This window comes from Streptomyces sp. NPDC024632 (assembly GCF_055559175.1).
Genome location: NZ_JBVHLD010000009.1, coordinates 1,589 through 17,643, shown reverse-complemented (window position 1 = coordinate 17,643; position 16,055 = coordinate 1,589). Strand labels below are relative to the sequence as shown.

The window sequence follows — 16,055 nt, the reverse complement described above, 5'->3', positions numbered from 1 at the left end:
GTGCAGATACCCCGGGGGCACGTATGAAGGCAGAGGCAGTCGCCGTGCTGGAGCCGTTATGGCAGGGAGTGCTCGCGCCTGAGCGCGTGGCCTCGGGTAACGGAGCCACCTGTGAGCTGCCCGCCGCCCTGGAGTCAGTGGGTGAGGCACGTCACTTCACGCGCGCGACGCTCCAACGATGGGATCTGTCCACGCTCCGCGACTCGGTCGAACTGGTCGCGTCCGAGCTGGTGACCAACGCGCTGCGGTACGCGGTGCCGATCGGCGCGCCCGGCGCCCCGGTACGGCTGAGCCTGGTGCGCTGGACCTCGCGCGTAGTGTGTGCGGTGCGTGACCCCAGCGGGGTGGCGCCCGTCGCCAAGGACCCTGATTTCGTGGCCGAGACCGGCCGCGGACTTCATCTGGTGGACTCGTTCAGCGAGAACTGGGGATGGCACCCGCTGAGCGGCACGGGAAAGGTCGTCTGGGCGCTTTTTCTCACACCGGGCGGACCCTGTTAGTTCCGCCGGTTCCACGCGGGTCGCGGCGCAACCGGCGCATTACGGGACCAGGTGGTCGAATTCACCGGCTTTCACGCCGATGATCATCGATTCGATCTCCGCACGTGTGTATATCAGCGCCGGACCCTCGGGGAAGCGCGAATTCCGTACGGCGACCTCGCCGTCGGGCAGGGCGGCGAACTCGACGCACGTTCCATTGGCATTACTGTGACGGCTCTTCTGCCAGACCACTCCACGTAGGTCTTCTGCAGCCATTCCGTTGTGCGTCCGGCGCATCAGCCACTCCCCATAAGTGCCATGTCTGGTACGGCAGATCATAACTCGTTGGGCAGGCACGTGCATGTGCACGTGCATGTGCACGTGCAGTCACTCGCTGTGATCTTCAGGGCTCGACCCCCCGGGGCTGTTCACAGCCCTTCACAGCCCGGCTACCCGGAAAAGGGGCGGCGGATGCCCCCCGGTCGTCCGATACGATATTGACCGTCCGTAGAGGAATTACTCACTCCCCGCAACGAATTGGGAGCAGCCCGCAATGGCGCGTCACCTCATCACCTCAGCCCTCCCCTATATCAACGGGATCAAGCATCTGGGCAACATGGTGGGGTCCATGCTCCCGGCCGACGTCTACTCGCGGTATCTGCGGCAGCGCGGCCACGACGTCCTCTACATCTGCGCCACCGACGAGCACGGCACCCCCGCCGAGCTGGCCGCCAAGGAGGCGGGCCTGCCGGTCGACGTCTTCTGCGGCCAGGCACACCTCGCGCAGAAGGCGATCTACGACGGCTTCGAGCTGTCCTTCGACCACTTCGGCCGCAGCTCCTCGGCGGAGAACCGCGACATCACCCAGCACTTCGCGCGCAGGCTCAACGAGAACGGCTTCATCGAGGAGCGGGCCGTCCGGCAGGTCTACTCGCTCGCCGACGAACGCTTCCTGCCCGACCGCTACATCGTCGGCACGTGCCCGTACTGCGGGTACGACAAGGCCCGCGGCGACCAGTGCGAGAACTGCACGCGGGTGCTCGACCCGACCGACCTCATCGACGCGCGCTCCGCGATCAGCGGCAGCAGCGCGCTGGAGGTCCGCGAGACCAAGCACCTGTTCCTCCTCCAGTCCAAGCTCGCCGGCGAGGTCGAGGCGTGGATCGACGCGAACGGCGCCGACTGGCCCACCCTGGCCTCGTCCATCGCGCGGAAATGGCTCACCGAGGGACTCCAGGACCGGGCCATCACCCGTGACCTGGATTGGGGCGTTCCCGTACCGGCCGACACCTGGCCGGAGCTGGCCGCGGACGGAAAGGTGTTCTACGTCTGGTTCGACGCACCCATCGAGTACATCGGTTCCACCAAGGAGTGGGCCGACGCCGCGTCCGAGGGTGAAGTACGGGACTGGAAGTCGTGGTGGTACGAGGCCGACGACACGGTCCGTTACACCGAGTTCATGGCCAAGGACAATGTGCCCTTCCACACCGTGATGTTCCCGGCGACCCAACTGGGCACCCGTGAACCGTGGAAGAAGGTCGACTACGTCAAGGCTTTCAACTGGCTGAACTACTACGGCGGCAAGTTCTCCACCTCGCAGCGCCGCGGTGTCTTCACCGACGCCGCCCTCGAGTTGCTGCCCGCCGACTACTGGCGCTACTTCCTCATCGCGAACGCGCCGGAGTCCGACGACACCTCCTTCACCTGGGAGCTGTTCGCGGCGGGCGTCAACAAGGACCTCGCCGACACCCTCGGCAATTTCGTCAACCGCGTCCTGTCCTTCTCGCGCAAGCGATTCGGCGACGAAGTGCCCGCGGGTTCGGCGGCCGGCGCCGCCGAGGCGAAGCTCGGCGAGCAGATCGCCGCGCTGCTCGCCGAATACGAGGGCCACATGGAGACGCTGCAATTCCGCAAGGCCGCGCAGTCGTTGCGGGCGCTGTGGAGTGCGGGCAACTCCTACCTGGAGGAGAAGGCCCCCTGGATGGAGATCAAGACCGACCAGGACGGCGCCGCTCTCACGCTGCGTACCGCGATGAATCTCATCCACCTCTACGCGGTGGTGTCCGAGCCGTTCATCCCGGCCTCGGCCGCCGCCATGCGGGCCGCCTTCGCGCTGCCCGCCGACGACGCCCGCTGGGTCACCGCCGACGAGGCCCGCGCGCTGGACTCGGTGCCCGCGGGCACCCCCTTCACGGTGCCGCCGGTGCTCTTCGCGAAGATCTCCGACGAGGACCTGGCGTCGTACATCGAGCGGTTCGGCGGCGACCCGGACGCGCCGGCCGCCTGAGGAACGCGATCGGGGCCGTGCGTACGGCCGTTCAGCGCGCCAGCGCGGCCCCGTCGCCCATCACCACCACCGGGTGCAGCTTCGGGTCCAGGGTGCGCAGCAGCGTCCGCATGGCCTGCTGCGGCAGCGAGACACAGCCCTGGGTCGGGCCGCCGTGGTCCACGTGCAGCCAGATGCCGCCGCCGCGCGAGGCGCCCAGCGGACGCGTCCAGTCGCGCGGTGACGTGCCGGGCAGGTGGTTGTAGTTGATGGCGATGACGTAGTCGAAGGAGCCCGCCAGCGGCTCGCCCCTGAAGCCGGTGCCGGAGACGCTGAAGCCGATCGGCGCGTGGTCGTAGGGGAGTTCGGTGCCGGGGTCGGGGAGGTGGCCGCCCGCGTCGGTGAGGCCGAAGACGCCGATCGGTGAGCGCAGATCGCCGGTGTGGTGCGTGTCGGTCCAGCCGCGCAGCGCGTTGTGCGCGGCCCACACCGGACCCGAGGGCCGCCAACCGGCCGTGTTCTCGCGGGTGTAGAAGGTGACCTTCGCGTCGGGCGAGTCGGGGCCCGCGCCGGTGACCAGGACGGCCTGCCGCGCGTCGGCGGGGATCTGCGAGCGCGTCTTCGGCCCCAGGCCCGGCAGTTGGGCGGGCGGCGCGGGTGTCGTGCGCACCGGCTCGGGCGCGGACCTGCCCGCCCGGCCCGCGGGACCGCTCACCACCGTGCTCAGCGGCCCCTCGTCGCCGACCTTCGACGCCCGCACCCCCGTGCCACCGGCCACGCAGCCGGACACCAGCGGGGCGGCGGCCAGCGCGGTCAGGACGGCGGCGGCCAGGAGACGGCGGGGGCGGCGGGTGGTGCGCATGACGTGGCGGGGGCCTTTCACGGGAGCCTTCACGAGAAGACGGCGTTCTTCAGCGCGTCGTTGATCTGGGACTGCTGCGCGTCGGTGGCGTCGGCCAGGCACACCGAGACCTCGATCAGGACGTCGGAGCCGGACGCGTCGGTGAGCAGGGCCTTGGTCTGCGCGGTGCCGCCGACCGCCCGGCAGGCGCTGACGACGACGGACGAAGTCACCGGGTGGCCGTCGGCGTTGAGCTTGCCCACCGTCGTCTTGCTGTGCCGGAGCGTCAGCATCATCAGCGCCCCGCCGCGGGTCAGGGTGCGGACCAGCGGGGTGCAGAAGCCGTCCAGCGGCTTGACGCAGCCGTCGGTGGGCAGGCCGAGCGCCTGCGAGGAGGCGAAGACGTCACCCGTCTTGGGCGCGACGACCGTCGTCCAGCCGGGCGGCAACCGCAGGTCGAGACCGGCCAGTTCGGGGAAGTGGTACGTGACCGCCGCCGACGCGGCGGACGCCGACTCGGTCGCGCGGGTGGTCTGTCCGAGGCTCGGGGTCGGGCTCGGACCGCTGTCCACCGGGCCGGTCGCCGTCGGAGCGCTCGCCGTCGGGCCGCCGCTGCCGGACGCGGGCGGCGCGAGCGAGGTGACGACGGCGGGCGGCGCCGGGGCGCTCGCCGCGCCGCCGAGACCGGGCAGCACCGTCCCGGCCGCCGCGACCGCCACCACGACGGCGGCGGACATCCCGACCGCGCGGCGCCTGCGACGGCGCAGCGCACGCTCCTTGACCCGCTCCAACCGCTGTACGGGTGCGGGCAGTTGGGGCACCGCGCGCTCCAGCAGGTCGCGCAGCTCGTCCTCCGCGAAACGCTCATCCGGCATGGTGTTCACCTCCGACGCCCGTGTCGACCGCTTCGGGCAGCCGTCCGCGCAGCGCCCGCAGCGCCTTGGACGCCTGGCTCTTGACGGTGCCCTCCGTGCAGCCGAGGACATCCGCGGTGTCGGCCACGCTCAGGTCCTCGAAGTAGCGCAGCACGACCACCGCGCGCTGGCGTACCGGCAGTTCCCGTATGGCCGCGGCCAGCGCCTGCTCCAGGTCCACGTCCCCGTACGGGTCCGCCGGCTGCGGGCGGTCGGGCAGCTCGCCGTGCGGCACCTCGCCGCGCCAGCGCCGCCGCCACCACGAGGCGTGGGTGTGCACCAGCGCCTTGCGTACGTACGCCTCCGGGCTGTCGCCCGCGATCCGGTGCCACTTCGGCCACACCCTGGCCAGCACCGTCTGGAGCAGGTCCTCTGCGAGGTGCGGGTCGCCGGTCAGCAGCCACGCGACCCGCAGCAGTCTGGGGCCGCGGGCCGCCACGAACTCCTCGAAACCGGGGTGCGACACCGTTGTTCCTCTCCACACCCCTTCAACGCGGTGACCCGCCTCCGGGGTTGCCCCCCGGCTCGCCCCTCCCGAGACGCCGTCCTAGCGCCCCGCGGAAGGGCGCCCTGCCGAAGGGCGGAGCTGGATGTGGAGCTCGCGCAGCCGCGCCTCCTCGACCTCGGAGGGCGCGCCCATGAGCAGGTCCTGGGCGTTCTGGTTGAGCGGAAACGCGATCGTCTCGCGGATGTTGGGCTCATCGGCGAGGAGCATGACCATACGGTCGACGCCCGGCGCGATGCCACCGTGCGGCGGCGCGCCGAAGTGGAAGGCGCGGAGCATGCCGCCGAACTCGGCCTCCACCGTCTCGCGGGTGTAGCCCGCGATCTCGAACGCGCGGTACATGACGGCGGGTTCGTGGTTACGGATGGCCCCGGAGGACAGCTCGATGCCGTTGCAGACGATGTCGTACTGCCAGGCCAGGATGTCCAGCGGGTCCTTGGTGTTGAGGGCTTCGAGGCCGCCCTGCGGCATGGAGAAGGGGTTGTGCGAGAACTCCACGGCCCCGGTGTCCTCGTTGCGCTCGAACATCGGGAAGTCGACGATCCAGCAGAAGCGGAAGACGTTCTCCTCGAACTGGCCGGTGCGCTTGGCGGCCTCAACCCGGACCGGGCCCATGATCTTGGAGACCTCGTCGAACTCACCGGCGCCGAAGAAGATCGCGGTGCCGGGCTTCGCGCCGACGGCGGCGAGCAGCGCGGTGACGTCCTCGGGGGTGAGGAATTTGGCGATCGGGCCGGTCAACGCGTTGCCGTCGCCGACCCGGACCCAGGCCAGGCCCTTGGCGCCGAGCGAGACCGCGTACTCGCCGAGCTGGTCGAAGAACTTGCGCGGCTGCTCGGCGGTGTCGGGCACGGCCAGCGCGCGTACGTGCTTGCCGGCGAACGCCTTGAAGCCGCTCCCGGCGAACACGTCGGAGACGTCGACCAGTTCGAGCGTGGTGCGCAGGTCCGGCTTGTCGTTGCCGTACTTGAGCATCGACTCGCGGAAGGGGATGCGGGGGAACGGCGAGGTGACCGTGCGTCCGCCGCCCAGCTCGGTGAAGAGGTCGGTCATGACCTTCTCGATGACGCCGAAGACGTCCTCCTGCTCGACGAAGCTCATCTCGACGTCGAGCTGGTAGAACTCGCCGGGCGAGCGGTCGGCGCGCGAGTCCTCGTCGCGGAAGCAGGGCGCGATCTGGAAGTAGCGGTCGAAGCCGGAGATCATCAGGAGCTGCTTGAACTGCTGCGGGGCCTGCGGCAGCGCGTAGAACTTCCCGGCGTGCACGCGAGAGGGCACCAGGAAGTCGCGGGCGCCCTCGGGGGAGGTGGCCGACAGGATCGGGGTGGCCATCTCGTTGAAGCCGAGCGCGGTCATCTCGCGGCGCAGGAAGGAGATGACCTGGGTGCGCAGCATGATGTTGCGGTGCATGCGCTGGCGGCGCAGGTCGAGGAAGCGGTTGGTGAGCCGCATCTCCTCGTTCGCGTTGTCCTCGGGGAAGACCGGGAAGGGCAGCGGGTCGGCCGCGCCCAGCACCTCCAGGGCGGTCACGTCGACCTCGACCTCGCCGGTCGGCAGCTCCGGGTTGACGTTCTCCGCGGAGCGGGCCAGGACGCGGCCGTCGACGCGGACGACGGACTCCTTGGACTGGCCGCTGAGCTGGTCGTACACCGGGGAGCCGGGGCGGACGACGAGCTGGGTGAAGCCGTAGTGGTCGCGCAGGTCGACGAAGAGGATGCCGCCCAGGTCGCGGCGATTGTGCAGCCAGCCGGACAGGCGGACGTCGGTGTCGACGTCGGTGGCGCGCAGCTCGCCGCAGGTGTGGGACCGGTACCGGTGCATCATTCGTCCTCGACGCTGGATGTTGGGTGGGTGGCCGGGCCAGCGGCCCAGCACAGCTTACCGGCGCCCGCACACCGGCCTCACTCCGGATTCGGTGGGGCGTAAGGCCACGAAGGCCGCCCTACTGGGCCATAACGCCCCAATTCTCATAAACTGTCACAATGCGCACCGAGGACGTCCTGGCCGCAGTCGGTACCGGGCTGTGGCAGTGGCACGAGGCCACCGGCACCGTGACGGTCGACGCCCGCGCCGCGCGCCTGCTCGGGCTGTCCGGCGGCCCGGCCGAGCACCGGACGTCCGCCGTTCGGGCGTGCCTGCACGCCGCCGATTACGTGTCGCTGGCCGGCGCGGTCTCGCTGGCCTACTCGGAGGGCACGGTCGCCGAGGCGCTGGTGCGGGTGGTGGGCGACGACGGCGCGACCCTGCGGACGGTACGGGCCAGGGTGCGCCCGCAGGGCACGGTGATGGCGGGCACGCTGCACGAGGTGCGCGGCGGCCCCTCACGGGCGGCGGCGCAGGCGGGCGGCGGCTGGCGGCGGGCCAGGGAGGCGTTCCTACTGGACGCGGGGCGCGCGCTGGCCGAGGCCGACTCCACCGCCGAGGTGCTGCGGGTGGCGGCCACCTTGTCGATGCCGGGTTTCTCACCCGACGGCCTCGCCGTCTTCGGCACGGACGGCGACCGGCTGTCGGTGATCGGGCACCACGGGCAGGCGGCGGGCACCGAGGACCCCTTCCTCGACATGCCGCTGGACACCGACTACCCGGCCGCGCTGGTGGTCCGTACCGGCCAGGCGGTCTATCTGCCGTCGCCGGCCGCGTACGAGGACCGCTTCCCGGTCACCTGGCCGCTGGTGAAACCGTTCGGCCGCTCCTCCTGGGCGTATCTCCCGCTGGTCGTGGCCGGGTCCACGATCGGCGCCTGGATGGCGGCCTTCCGCGACCCGGTGGCCTTCACGCCCGACGAGCGCTCGGTGCTCACCACCGTGGCCCGGATGCTCGCGCAGGCGCTGTCCCGCGCGCATCTGCACGAGTCGGAGCGCGCCCTGACCGACGGCCTCCAGCGCACGATGCTGCCCGCTCGCAGGCCCGGCATCGAGGGCATGGCGGTGGCCGCCCGGTACGTGCCGACCGGCGGCGGCCTCCAGGTCGGCGGCGACTGGTACGACGTGATCGGGCTGCCGTCGGGCCGAACCGCGATCGTCATCGGCGACGTCCAGGGCCACGACGTACGGGCCGCGGGGATCATGGGCCAGCTGCGGATCGCGCTGCGCGCCTACGCGGCCGAGGGCCACCACCCGGACGCGGTGCTCTCGCGCACCTCCCGCTTTCTGGCCGGGCTGCACGACGGGCTCCCCGACGGGCCGGCGGACGGGCTGCGCGACGGCCTGCACGAGGGGCTGAGCGCCGACGAGTCCGCCGACGTACGCTTCGCGACCTGCCTCTATCTGGAGGCCGACCCGCTGACCGGCACGCTCGACGTGGTGCGCGCCGGGCACCCGGAGCCCGCGATCCGGCTCGGCGACGGTACGACGATCGTCCGGCGTACGGCGGGCGGCCTGCCGCTGGGCATCGAGCCGGACACCGACTACCCGACGACCCGGCTGGTCCTGGAGCCCGGCGAGGTGCTGCTGCTGTGCACCGACGGCCTGATCGAGACCGGCGGCCACGACCTGGAGACCGGCTGGCAGCGGCTGCGCGATGTGCTGGAGGCCGGGCCCGCGGGCGATCTGGAGGAGCTGGCCGACTCCCTGATCCGCGCGGTGCACGGGCCCGCCTCCCACCACACCACCGGGCCGCTGGCCGACCGCCGCGAGGACGACATCGCGCTGGTCCTGCTGCGCCGCGACCCCGACGGCCCGACCTGCGCGGTCCCGGTCCGCCGCGCGGTGCTGACCGTCTCGCAGACCGACCCGGGCCGCATCCGCGCCACCCGCGACGACATCCGTGCCCTGCTGCACGACTGGACCTCGGCCGACCAGGTCGAGTCCGCCGTCCTGCTCGTCTCCGAACTGGTCACCAACGTGCTGGTGCACACCGACGAGGACGCCGTACTGACCGCCATGGTCACCGGCATGCCCGGCACCCGCCGCCTCCACGTCGAGGTCGGCGACCGCTCCGACGACATGCCGCACCGCCGCTCCCCCGGCGAGATGGCCTCCTCAGGCCGCGGCCTGATGCTCATCGAGGAGCTCGCCGACGCCTGGGGCGTCGACCCGCGCGGCGACGGCAAGTCCATCTGGTTCGAGCTGTACGAGGCGACGAGCCCGTCGATCGGGTGACCGCCCGGCGGGGGGCGGGGTCGGCCGCGGACGCGAATCCGTCACGGTCGTGTGAACCGGCCGTGAAACGGAGGAAAACACTGGTCGCACAGAGCGGTTGGGCCCGCTCCAACGCCCCGTGGGACCGGTGCCTCCACCTAGCCTGAACGCCTACGTGACGGGCGATCGTACGGCCGACCGCGCGCCCTGACACTCACGCCGGCGAAAAGGCAGCACTGGGATGAGCCTGAAACTCCCCGCACCCACGGACGATCCGACGTCGCCCGGCGACCCGACCGCGCCCGGCGATCCGACGTCGCCCGGCGACCCGACGTCGCCCGGCCACGTACCGGCGGCGTCCGCCGCACCGGCACCGCGTGGCGGCGGGAAGGGCCGGTTGCGGGCGCTGGACGGGCTGCGGCTGGTGGCCGCGCTCATGGTGGCGATCTACCACCTGGCCTTCCGGGGCAGCGGAGCCTGGCGCGGACAGCCGCTGGAGATCTTCCCGCACCTGTCGCACGCCGCCGCGTACGGACCGCTGGGCGTGCAGTTCTTCTTCATCATCAGCGGCTTCGTGATCTGCATGAGCGGCTGGGGCCGCAGCGTCAAGGCGTTCGCGATCTCCCGGATCAGCCGCCTGTACCCGGCCTACTGGGCGGCGCTGATCCTGGTGACCGCCGTCCTGTTCGTCCTCGGCTACAAGACCGTCTCGCGCACCGACCTGCTCACCAACTTCACGATGCTCCAGACCCCGGCGGGCTCCGAGCGCGTCCTGGGCGTCTCCTGGACGCTGTGGGCCGAGATGCGCTTCTACGTGCTCTTCGCCGTCACCGTCCTGTGGCGCGGCGCCACCCGCAAGCGCGTCCTGGCCTTCTGCGCCCTGTGGACGATCGGCGCCCTGTACGCGGACTCCTCCGGCCAGGAGTTCCTCAAGCTGGCCCTGATGCCCGAGTACGCGCCCTTCTTCATCGGCGGCATCGGCCTCTACCTGCTGCGCCGCTTCGGCCACGACCTGCTGACCTGGGGCGTCGTCGCGACCGGCTTCCTGCTCGGCCAGCACTACGCGGTCCTGGGCCTCGTCCCCAAGCCCGGTGTGGCCGTCACCTTCCACCGCTCGCCGACCGTCGTCATCGCCCTGGTCGCCGCGGGCTTCGCCGCCATCGCCGCGGTGACGCTCGTGCGCCGCGTCGCCGACGTCGACTGGCGCTGGCTGACCACGGCGGGCGCCCTGACGTACCCCTTCTACCTGGTGCACGAGATCCTGGGCACGCTCGTCATCGAGAAGCTGAAGGCCCACACCGGCATACCGAACTACGGCGTGCTCGCCCTCGCCATCGGCTCGATGCTGCTGCTCGCCTACCTCATCCACCGCCTGGTCGAACGCCCCCTGACCCCGGTGCTGCGCCGCGCGCTCACCCACCAGGCCAACCGCCTGTCCGAACCCCGCCCGGCCTCGACCGGCTGACGTCGCTGAGCCCGGCGACCACCGACTTCCCGCGCACCGGGCGCGGCACGACTCCCCAGACCTCCGCGAGGGCGTCGATGAGCACCAGCCCCCTTCCGCCCTCGCTCTCCGGCCCGGCCTCGGCCAACTCCGGCTTCTCCGGCCCGCCGTCGGACACCGCCACCCAGTAGTGCCCGTCGGCGGGCCACAGCACCAGTTCGATGACCGCGTCCTCCTCGCACCGGTCCCCGTGCCGCACAGCGTTCGTGACCAGCTCACTGGTCACCAGCCCCAGATCCGCGGCCAGTTGGGGCTCCACCCCACGAGGGAGCGCCTGCGCGACGGCGTGCCGCGCCCGGCGCACGGACTCCGGCCGCGCCGGGAAGCGCCAGAGTGCTGGTAAGCGGGGGATTTCAGGCATGACGAACTCCGTTGCGTCGAAGGGGTCTTGTGGCGTCTTGAGGGTTCGCCGGTGGCATGTCGCCGTCACTCGCGGTGCGCTTCCGACGTAGTTGTGCGTAGCTGCGCGCTACTACGGTAGGGCATCGGGGGTACGTGTGCTACCTATTCGCCGATGACCCGTTGGACCGGGCTTCTCACCGCAAGGCAGACTGGGCCACGGAGGGGAGGGAGCCCATGCCGCCGAGAAGCAACCCGACAGCACGCCAGCAGCGTCTGGGTGCGGAGCTCCGCAAGCTACGGGAGGACGCGGGGCTGTCCACCGAGCAGGCGGCCGCCCTGCTGGACACGAAGCGGACCGTCATCTCCAGCACCGAGGCCGGTCGGCACGGGACGAGTCCCGAACGGGTGCGCCGGATCGCCTTCGTCTACGAGTGCACCGACCAAGCGCTGATCGACGCGCTGGTGGCGATGTGCGGCGACCGCGTGCGCGGCTGGTGGGAGGCGTACGAGGACGTCCTGCCGTCGACCTTCCTCGACATCGCCGAACTGGAGTGGCACGCCCAGGGCTTGCGCGTCAGCACGATGACCCACATGCCCGGCCAGTTCCAGACCGAGGCTTACGCCCGCGCCCTCTTCGACGCCGCCATCCCGGCGTTGCCCCCGGCCGAGTACGAGGCCAGGGTCGCCCACCGCGTCCAACGCCACGAGGCGATCGACCGGCAGGACGCCCCGGCGTACGAACTCGTCGTCCACGAGGGTGTCCTCCGTACCGAGGTGGGCGGGCGCGCGGTCCTGCGCGACCAGCTCAACCACCTGATGACCGCCGCCGAACGCGACAACGTCACGGTCCAGGCCATCCCGTTCTCCGCCGGCGCCTTTCCCGGCTCGGGCCAGTCCATCCTCTACGCCCGCGGCCAGGTCGCCCGCCTGGACACGGCCCTGCTGGACCGCGCCACGGTCGGCGAATTCCTGCACACCGAGGCGCACTTGTGCAAGTACCGACTGCACCTCGACGAGATGCAACGCATAGCCCTTCCGCCCGAAAAGACGCGCGACCTCGTGCACTCCATCACGTCCCAGCTCTAGGAGAGTCCCCCCGTGCCCGACATCACCTGGGAAGCCCCCTTCTGCCAAGACGCAAGCAACTGCTTCCGCCTCGGCACCGACGCCGACGGCAACGGCTACATAGCCGTCAACGGCCAAGAAGACCGTCCCCTCACCGACACCCGCGAAGCCCTCCGCACCCTGATCACCGACATCAAGGCCGGCAAGGCCGACCACCTGCTGTAGGCCGGCCACCTCGCGGTCAAGAAGCCCCCGACGGCCGACGGCCGTCGCCGTCGGGTCAGGTCACGACCCGCAGTGCCGCGGGCCTGCTCGACACACCGCCCGGCGCGCGGCCCGGCGCACCGTCCGGGCCGCCGGGGCGGACCGGCTAGCGGCCGAGGACCGTGTCGGCCGGGATGGTGCCCAGGCGGCCGGCCTGGAAGTCGTCGAACGCCTGGGCCAATTCGGCGTGGGTGTTCATGACGAAGGGGCCGTACTGCATCATCGGCTCGCGGATCGGGAGGCCGCCGAGCAGGACGACCTCGAAGTTGGGCGAGCGGGACTCCTGGGTCTCGTCCGCGCGGATGGTGAGGGAGTCTCCCTTGCCGAAGACGACGGCCTGGCCCATACGGAAGGGGCGGGCGTCGGGGCCCGCGAAGCCGCGGCCGGCGAGGCCGTAGGCGAGGGCGTTGAAGTCGGCGCGCCAGGGCAGGGTCACCGAGGCGCCGGGGTTCACCGAGACGTGGATCATCGTGATCGGGGTGTGGGTGGCGCCGGGGCCCTCGTGGCCCGCGAGGTCACCGGCGATCAGCCGGATCAGCGCGCCGCCGTCACCCGAGGTGAGCAGCTTCAGACCGCCCGCCCGGATGTCCTGGTACTTGGGCGGCATCATCTTGTCGGCCTTCGGCAGGTTCACCCAGAGCTGGAGGCCGTGGAAGAGGCCGCCGCTGGTGACCAGCGACTCCGGCGGGGTCTCGATGTGCAGCAGGCCGGACCCGGCGGTCATCCACTGGGTGTCGCCGTTGGTGATCGTGCCGCCACCGCCGTGCGAGTCCTGGTGGATGAAGGTGCCGTCCATGATGTACGTGACGGTCTCGAAGCCGCGGTGCGGGTGCCAGGGGGTGCCCTTGGGCTCTCCCGGCGCGTACTCCACCTCACCCATCTGGTCCATCATGATGAACGGGTCGAGGTTGCGGTAGTCGATGCCCGCGAAGGCGCGGCGCACGGGGAAGCCCTCCCCCTCGAAACCGCTCGGGGCGGTGGACACCTGTAGCGCCTTGCGGGGCTGGGCGTCGTCGGGCGCGCTCACACGCGGCAGGGTCAGCGGGTTCTCTACGGTCACGGCGGGCATGACTGCCTCCTTCGGGATGCTCCGGTTCCAAAGTAGTTGAACACTGAACATCTCGCAAGGCGTGACTATTCCAGCACTCACCGGAGGGGAAGATCGAAAGCGCGGGCGTACGAGCCGGGACGTGCGCCCGTACGGTCTCAGGCGTGCCGCCGTACGGCCTCAGGCGTGCCGCCGTACGGCCTCAGGCGTGCCGCCGGGCAGCCTCAGCCGTACATCCGGCGCATCGTGAAGTCGACCATCTGCTCGACCGCCTTGGCGTCGAAGACCATGCGATGCTGGCCGTCGATGTCCAGCACGAAGCCGTAGCCGGTGGGCAGCAGGTCCAGCACCTCGGCGCCGGTGATCACGAAGAACTTGGACTCCTTACCCGCGTACCGCCGCAGCTCCTTCAGGGAGGTGAACATCGGGATGACCGGCTGCTGGGTGTCGTGCAGTGCCAGGAAGCCCGGATTGTCGCCGCGCGGGCAGTACACCTTGGACGTGGCGAAGATCGCCTGGAAGTCCTCGGCGGCCATCGAACCCGTGGTGAAGGCGCGGACCGCGTCGGCCAGGGACGGCGGGGAGGGCTCCGGATAGCCACCGGGCATGGGTGCGGCGCCCTGGACCGGGCCGGGTCCGGGATTCACGCTCTGCTCGTAGCCGTACACGGCCTCAAGAGTAACGGCCCCCGGGACGAGGAAACGGTCACATCCGACCCTTCCGGGGTTGCTTCTTATTACCGACGGGTAGCATTATTTTCCACGAGTGCCACGACCACCCCACTTGCGATACGGAGCCGACGTCATGGGCCACTACAAGTCGAACCTCCGCGACATCGAGTTCAACCTCTTCGAGGTGCTCGGCCGCGACCAGCTCTACGGCACGGGTCCGTTCGCCGAGATGGACGTGGAGACCGCGAAGGACGTCCTCGCCGAGCTGGCGCGCATGGCGGAGAACGAGCTGGCGGAGTCCTTCGCCGACGCCGACCGCAACCCGCCGGTCTTCGACCCGAAGACCAACACCGCCCCGGTGCCCGAGACCTTCAAGAAGAGCTACCAGACCTTCATGGACGCCGAGTACTGGCGGCTCGGCCTGCCCGAGGAGATCGGCGGCACCACCGCGCCGCGCTCCCTGATCTGGTCCTACGCGGAGCTGGTGCTGGGCGCCAACCCCGCCGTGTGGATGTACTCCTCTGGCCCGGCCTTCGCCGGAATCCTCTACGAGGAGGGCACCGAGGAGCAGAAGAAGATCGCCGCGCTCATGGTCGACAAGCAGTGGGGCTCCACCATGGTCCTCACCGAGCCCGACGCGGGCTCCGACGTCGGCGCGGGCCGCACGAAGGCGGTCAAGCAGGACGACGGCACCTGGCACATCGAGGGCGTCAAGCGCTTCATCACCTCGGGCGAGCACGACATGTCCGAGAACATCATCCACTACGTGCTGGCCCGCCCCGAGGGCGCGGGACCCGGCACCAAGGGCCTGTCGCTGTTCATGGTCCCGAAGTACGAGTTCGACTTCGAGACCGGCGAGCTGGGCGAGCGCAACGGCGTCTACGCCACCAACGTCGAGCACAAGATGGGCCTGAAGGCGTCCAACACCTGCGAGATGACCTTCGGCGACGGGCTCCCCGCCAAGGGCTGGCTGATCGGCGAGAAGCACGACGGCATCCGGCAGATGTTCCGGATCATCGAATTCGCCCGCATGATGGTCGGCACGAAGGCCATCGCGACGCTCTCCACCGGCTACCTGAACGCGCTGGAGTACGCCAAGGAGCGCGTGCAGGGCCCGGACCTCGCGCAGTTCATGGACAAGACCGCGCCCAAGGTCACCATCACCCACCACCCCGACGTCCGCCGCTCGCTCATGACGCAGAAGGCGTACGCCGAGGGCATGCGGGCGCTGGTGCTCTACACCGCCTCCGTGCAGGACGCCATCCAGGTCGCCGAGGCGGCCGGCGAGGACGCCACGAGGCTGCACGGGCTCAACGACCTGCTGCTGCCGATCGTCAAGGGCTACGGCTCCGAGAAGTCGTACGAGCAGCTCGCCCAGTCCCTCCAGACCTTCGGCGGCTCCGGGTACCTCCAGGAGTACCCGATCGAGCAGTACATCCGGGACGCCAAGATCGACACGCTCTACGAGGGCACCACCGCCATCCAGGGGCAGGACTACTTCTTCCGGAAGATCGTCCGCGACCAGGGGCAGGCGATGACGGCGCTCAGCGAGGAGATCAAGAAGTTCCTCGCCGAGGCGACGGGCGGGGAGGACCTGGCCGCCGCCCGCGACCAGCTCGCCAAGGCGGCGGTGGACCTGGAGGCGATCGTCGGCGCCATGCTCACGGACCTTTCGGCCACCGAGCAGGACGTCCGCTCGATCTACAAGGTGGGGCTCAACACCACGCGGCTGCTGCTCGCCTCCGGTGACGTGGTCATCGGGTACCTGCTCCTGCGCGGGGCCGGCGTGGCCGCCGAGAAGCTCTCCGGGGCCTCCGCCAAGGACGCCGCCTTCTACGCGGGGAAGGTCGCCGCCGCGAAGTTCTTCGCCGCCAATGTCCTTCCCGGCGTGGGGACGGCTCGGTCCCTGGCCGAATCCGTCGACCTCGGCCTCATGGACCTCCCGGAGGACTCCTTCTGACCCGCCCCAGGGGACTCCTTCCAACCCGCCCCGGGGGGGGGGGGGGGGGGGGGGGGGGGGGGCTGGGGGGGGGGGGGGGGTGGTGTTGGGTTCTCTTCCCCACCAGGGGGAGAGAGC

Annotated in this window: 15 protein-coding genes; 7 read left to right on the top strand and 8 right to left on the bottom strand. The window is 70.7% G+C overall.

The window, feature by feature from the left end; translation table 11 throughout:
* The first annotated feature begins 23 nt into the window (after nt 1–23).
* A complete protein-coding gene (locus tag ACZ37P_RS19790) occupies nt 24–500 on the top strand; it encodes an ATP-binding protein (protein WP_355339636.1) in 477 nt (158 codons plus the stop codon).
* 39 nt (nt 501–539) lie between these two features.
* Here the strand turns inward: ACZ37P_RS19790 and ACZ37P_RS19785 are convergent, their stop codons facing one another.
* Nucleotides 540–776, bottom strand: a complete 237-nt coding sequence (locus ACZ37P_RS19785) for a DUF397 domain-containing protein (RefSeq protein ID WP_355339633.1) — start codon at nt 774–776, stop codon at nt 540–542.
* Between the two features lie 256 nt (nt 777–1,032).
* On the opposite strand from ACZ37P_RS19785, the gene metG reads away from it, so the two are divergent.
* Nucleotides 1,033–2,766, top strand: coding sequence for a methionine--tRNA ligase (gene metG, locus ACZ37P_RS19780; RefSeq protein ID WP_355339630.1), 1,734 nt, complete (start codon nt 1,033–1,035; stop codon nt 2,764–2,766).
* A 31-nt stretch (nt 2,767–2,797) separates the two neighbouring features.
* Here the strand turns inward: metG and ACZ37P_RS19775 are convergent, their stop codons facing one another.
* The 4 genes from ACZ37P_RS19775 to aspS form a co-directional block, all read right to left on the bottom strand.
* Nucleotides 2,798–3,607 carry a hypothetical protein gene (locus ACZ37P_RS19775; RefSeq protein WP_467347722.1) on the bottom strand — a complete coding sequence of 270 codons (810 nt, stop codon included), beginning with the start codon at nt 3,605–3,607 and terminating at the stop codon, nt 2,798–2,800.
* Nucleotides 3,608–3,636: 29 nt separating this feature from the next.
* Nucleotides 3,637–4,461, bottom strand: coding sequence for a hypothetical protein (locus ACZ37P_RS19770; RefSeq protein ID WP_467347720.1), 825 nt, complete (start codon nt 4,459–4,461; stop codon nt 3,637–3,639).
* Complete coding sequence (locus tag ACZ37P_RS19765) at nt 4,451–4,966, bottom strand: SigE family RNA polymerase sigma factor (protein WP_355339621.1); 516 nt, start codon at nt 4,964–4,966, stop codon at nt 4,451–4,453. The genes ACZ37P_RS19770 and ACZ37P_RS19765 overlap by 11 nt, the downstream gene beginning before the upstream one ends.
* An 81-nt stretch (nt 4,967–5,047) precedes the next feature.
* Nucleotides 5,048–6,826: an aspartate--tRNA ligase gene (gene aspS / locus ACZ37P_RS19760; RefSeq protein WP_355339618.1), complete on the bottom strand. Its 1,779-nt coding sequence runs from the start codon at nt 6,824–6,826 to the stop codon at nt 5,048–5,050.
* 161 nt (nt 6,827–6,987) lie between these two features.
* Between aspS and ACZ37P_RS19755 the strand changes: the two genes are divergently transcribed.
* Entirely contained in the window at nt 6,988–9,105 is a 2,118-nt protein-coding gene (locus ACZ37P_RS19755; RefSeq protein WP_355339615.1) for an ATP-binding SpoIIE family protein phosphatase, read from the top strand.
* Between the two features lie 220 nt (nt 9,106–9,325).
* Complete coding sequence (locus ACZ37P_RS19750; protein WP_467347716.1) at nt 9,326–10,549, top strand: acyltransferase family protein; 1,224 nt, start codon at nt 9,326–9,328, stop codon at nt 10,547–10,549.
* On the opposite strand, the gene ACZ37P_RS19745 is transcribed toward ACZ37P_RS19750, so the two are convergent.
* Nucleotides 10,497–10,949 (bottom strand): ATP-binding protein, encoded by a 453-nt coding sequence (locus ACZ37P_RS19745; RefSeq protein WP_467347714.1) that lies wholly within the window; start codon nt 10,947–10,949, stop codon nt 10,497–10,499. The two genes, ACZ37P_RS19750 and ACZ37P_RS19745, sit on opposite strands and share 53 nt — an antisense overlap.
* A 215-nt stretch (nt 10,950–11,164) precedes the next feature.
* Between ACZ37P_RS19745 and ACZ37P_RS19740 the strand changes: the two genes are divergently transcribed.
* Together ACZ37P_RS19740 and ACZ37P_RS19735 are read left to right on the top strand one after the other, a co-directional pair.
* Nucleotides 11,165–12,016: a helix-turn-helix domain-containing protein gene (locus tag ACZ37P_RS19740; protein ID WP_391158644.1), complete on the top strand. Its 852-nt coding sequence runs from the start codon at nt 11,165–11,167 to the stop codon at nt 12,014–12,016.
* Between the two features lie 12 nt (nt 12,017–12,028).
* Nucleotides 12,029–12,220, top strand: coding sequence for a hypothetical protein (locus ACZ37P_RS19735; protein WP_391158647.1), 192 nt, complete (start codon nt 12,029–12,031; stop codon nt 12,218–12,220).
* Between the two features lie 145 nt (nt 12,221–12,365).
* On the opposite strand, the gene ACZ37P_RS19730 is transcribed toward ACZ37P_RS19735, so the two are convergent.
* Complete coding sequence (locus ACZ37P_RS19730) at nt 12,366–13,328, bottom strand: pirin family protein (protein ID WP_355339584.1); 963 nt, start codon at nt 13,326–13,328, stop codon at nt 12,366–12,368.
* A gap of 203 nt (nt 13,329–13,531) precedes the next feature.
* Nucleotides 13,532–13,975 (bottom strand): SseB family protein, encoded by a 444-nt coding sequence (locus ACZ37P_RS19725; RefSeq protein ID WP_391041886.1) that lies wholly within the window; start codon nt 13,973–13,975, stop codon nt 13,532–13,534.
* Nucleotides 13,976–14,111: 136 nt separating this feature from the next.
* Between ACZ37P_RS19725 and ACZ37P_RS19720 the strand changes: the two genes are divergently transcribed.
* A complete protein-coding gene (locus tag ACZ37P_RS19720) occupies nt 14,112–15,938 on the top strand; it encodes an acyl-CoA dehydrogenase (protein WP_467347711.1) in 1,827 nt (608 codons plus the stop codon).
* Nucleotides 15,939–16,055 lie beyond the last annotated feature (117 nt).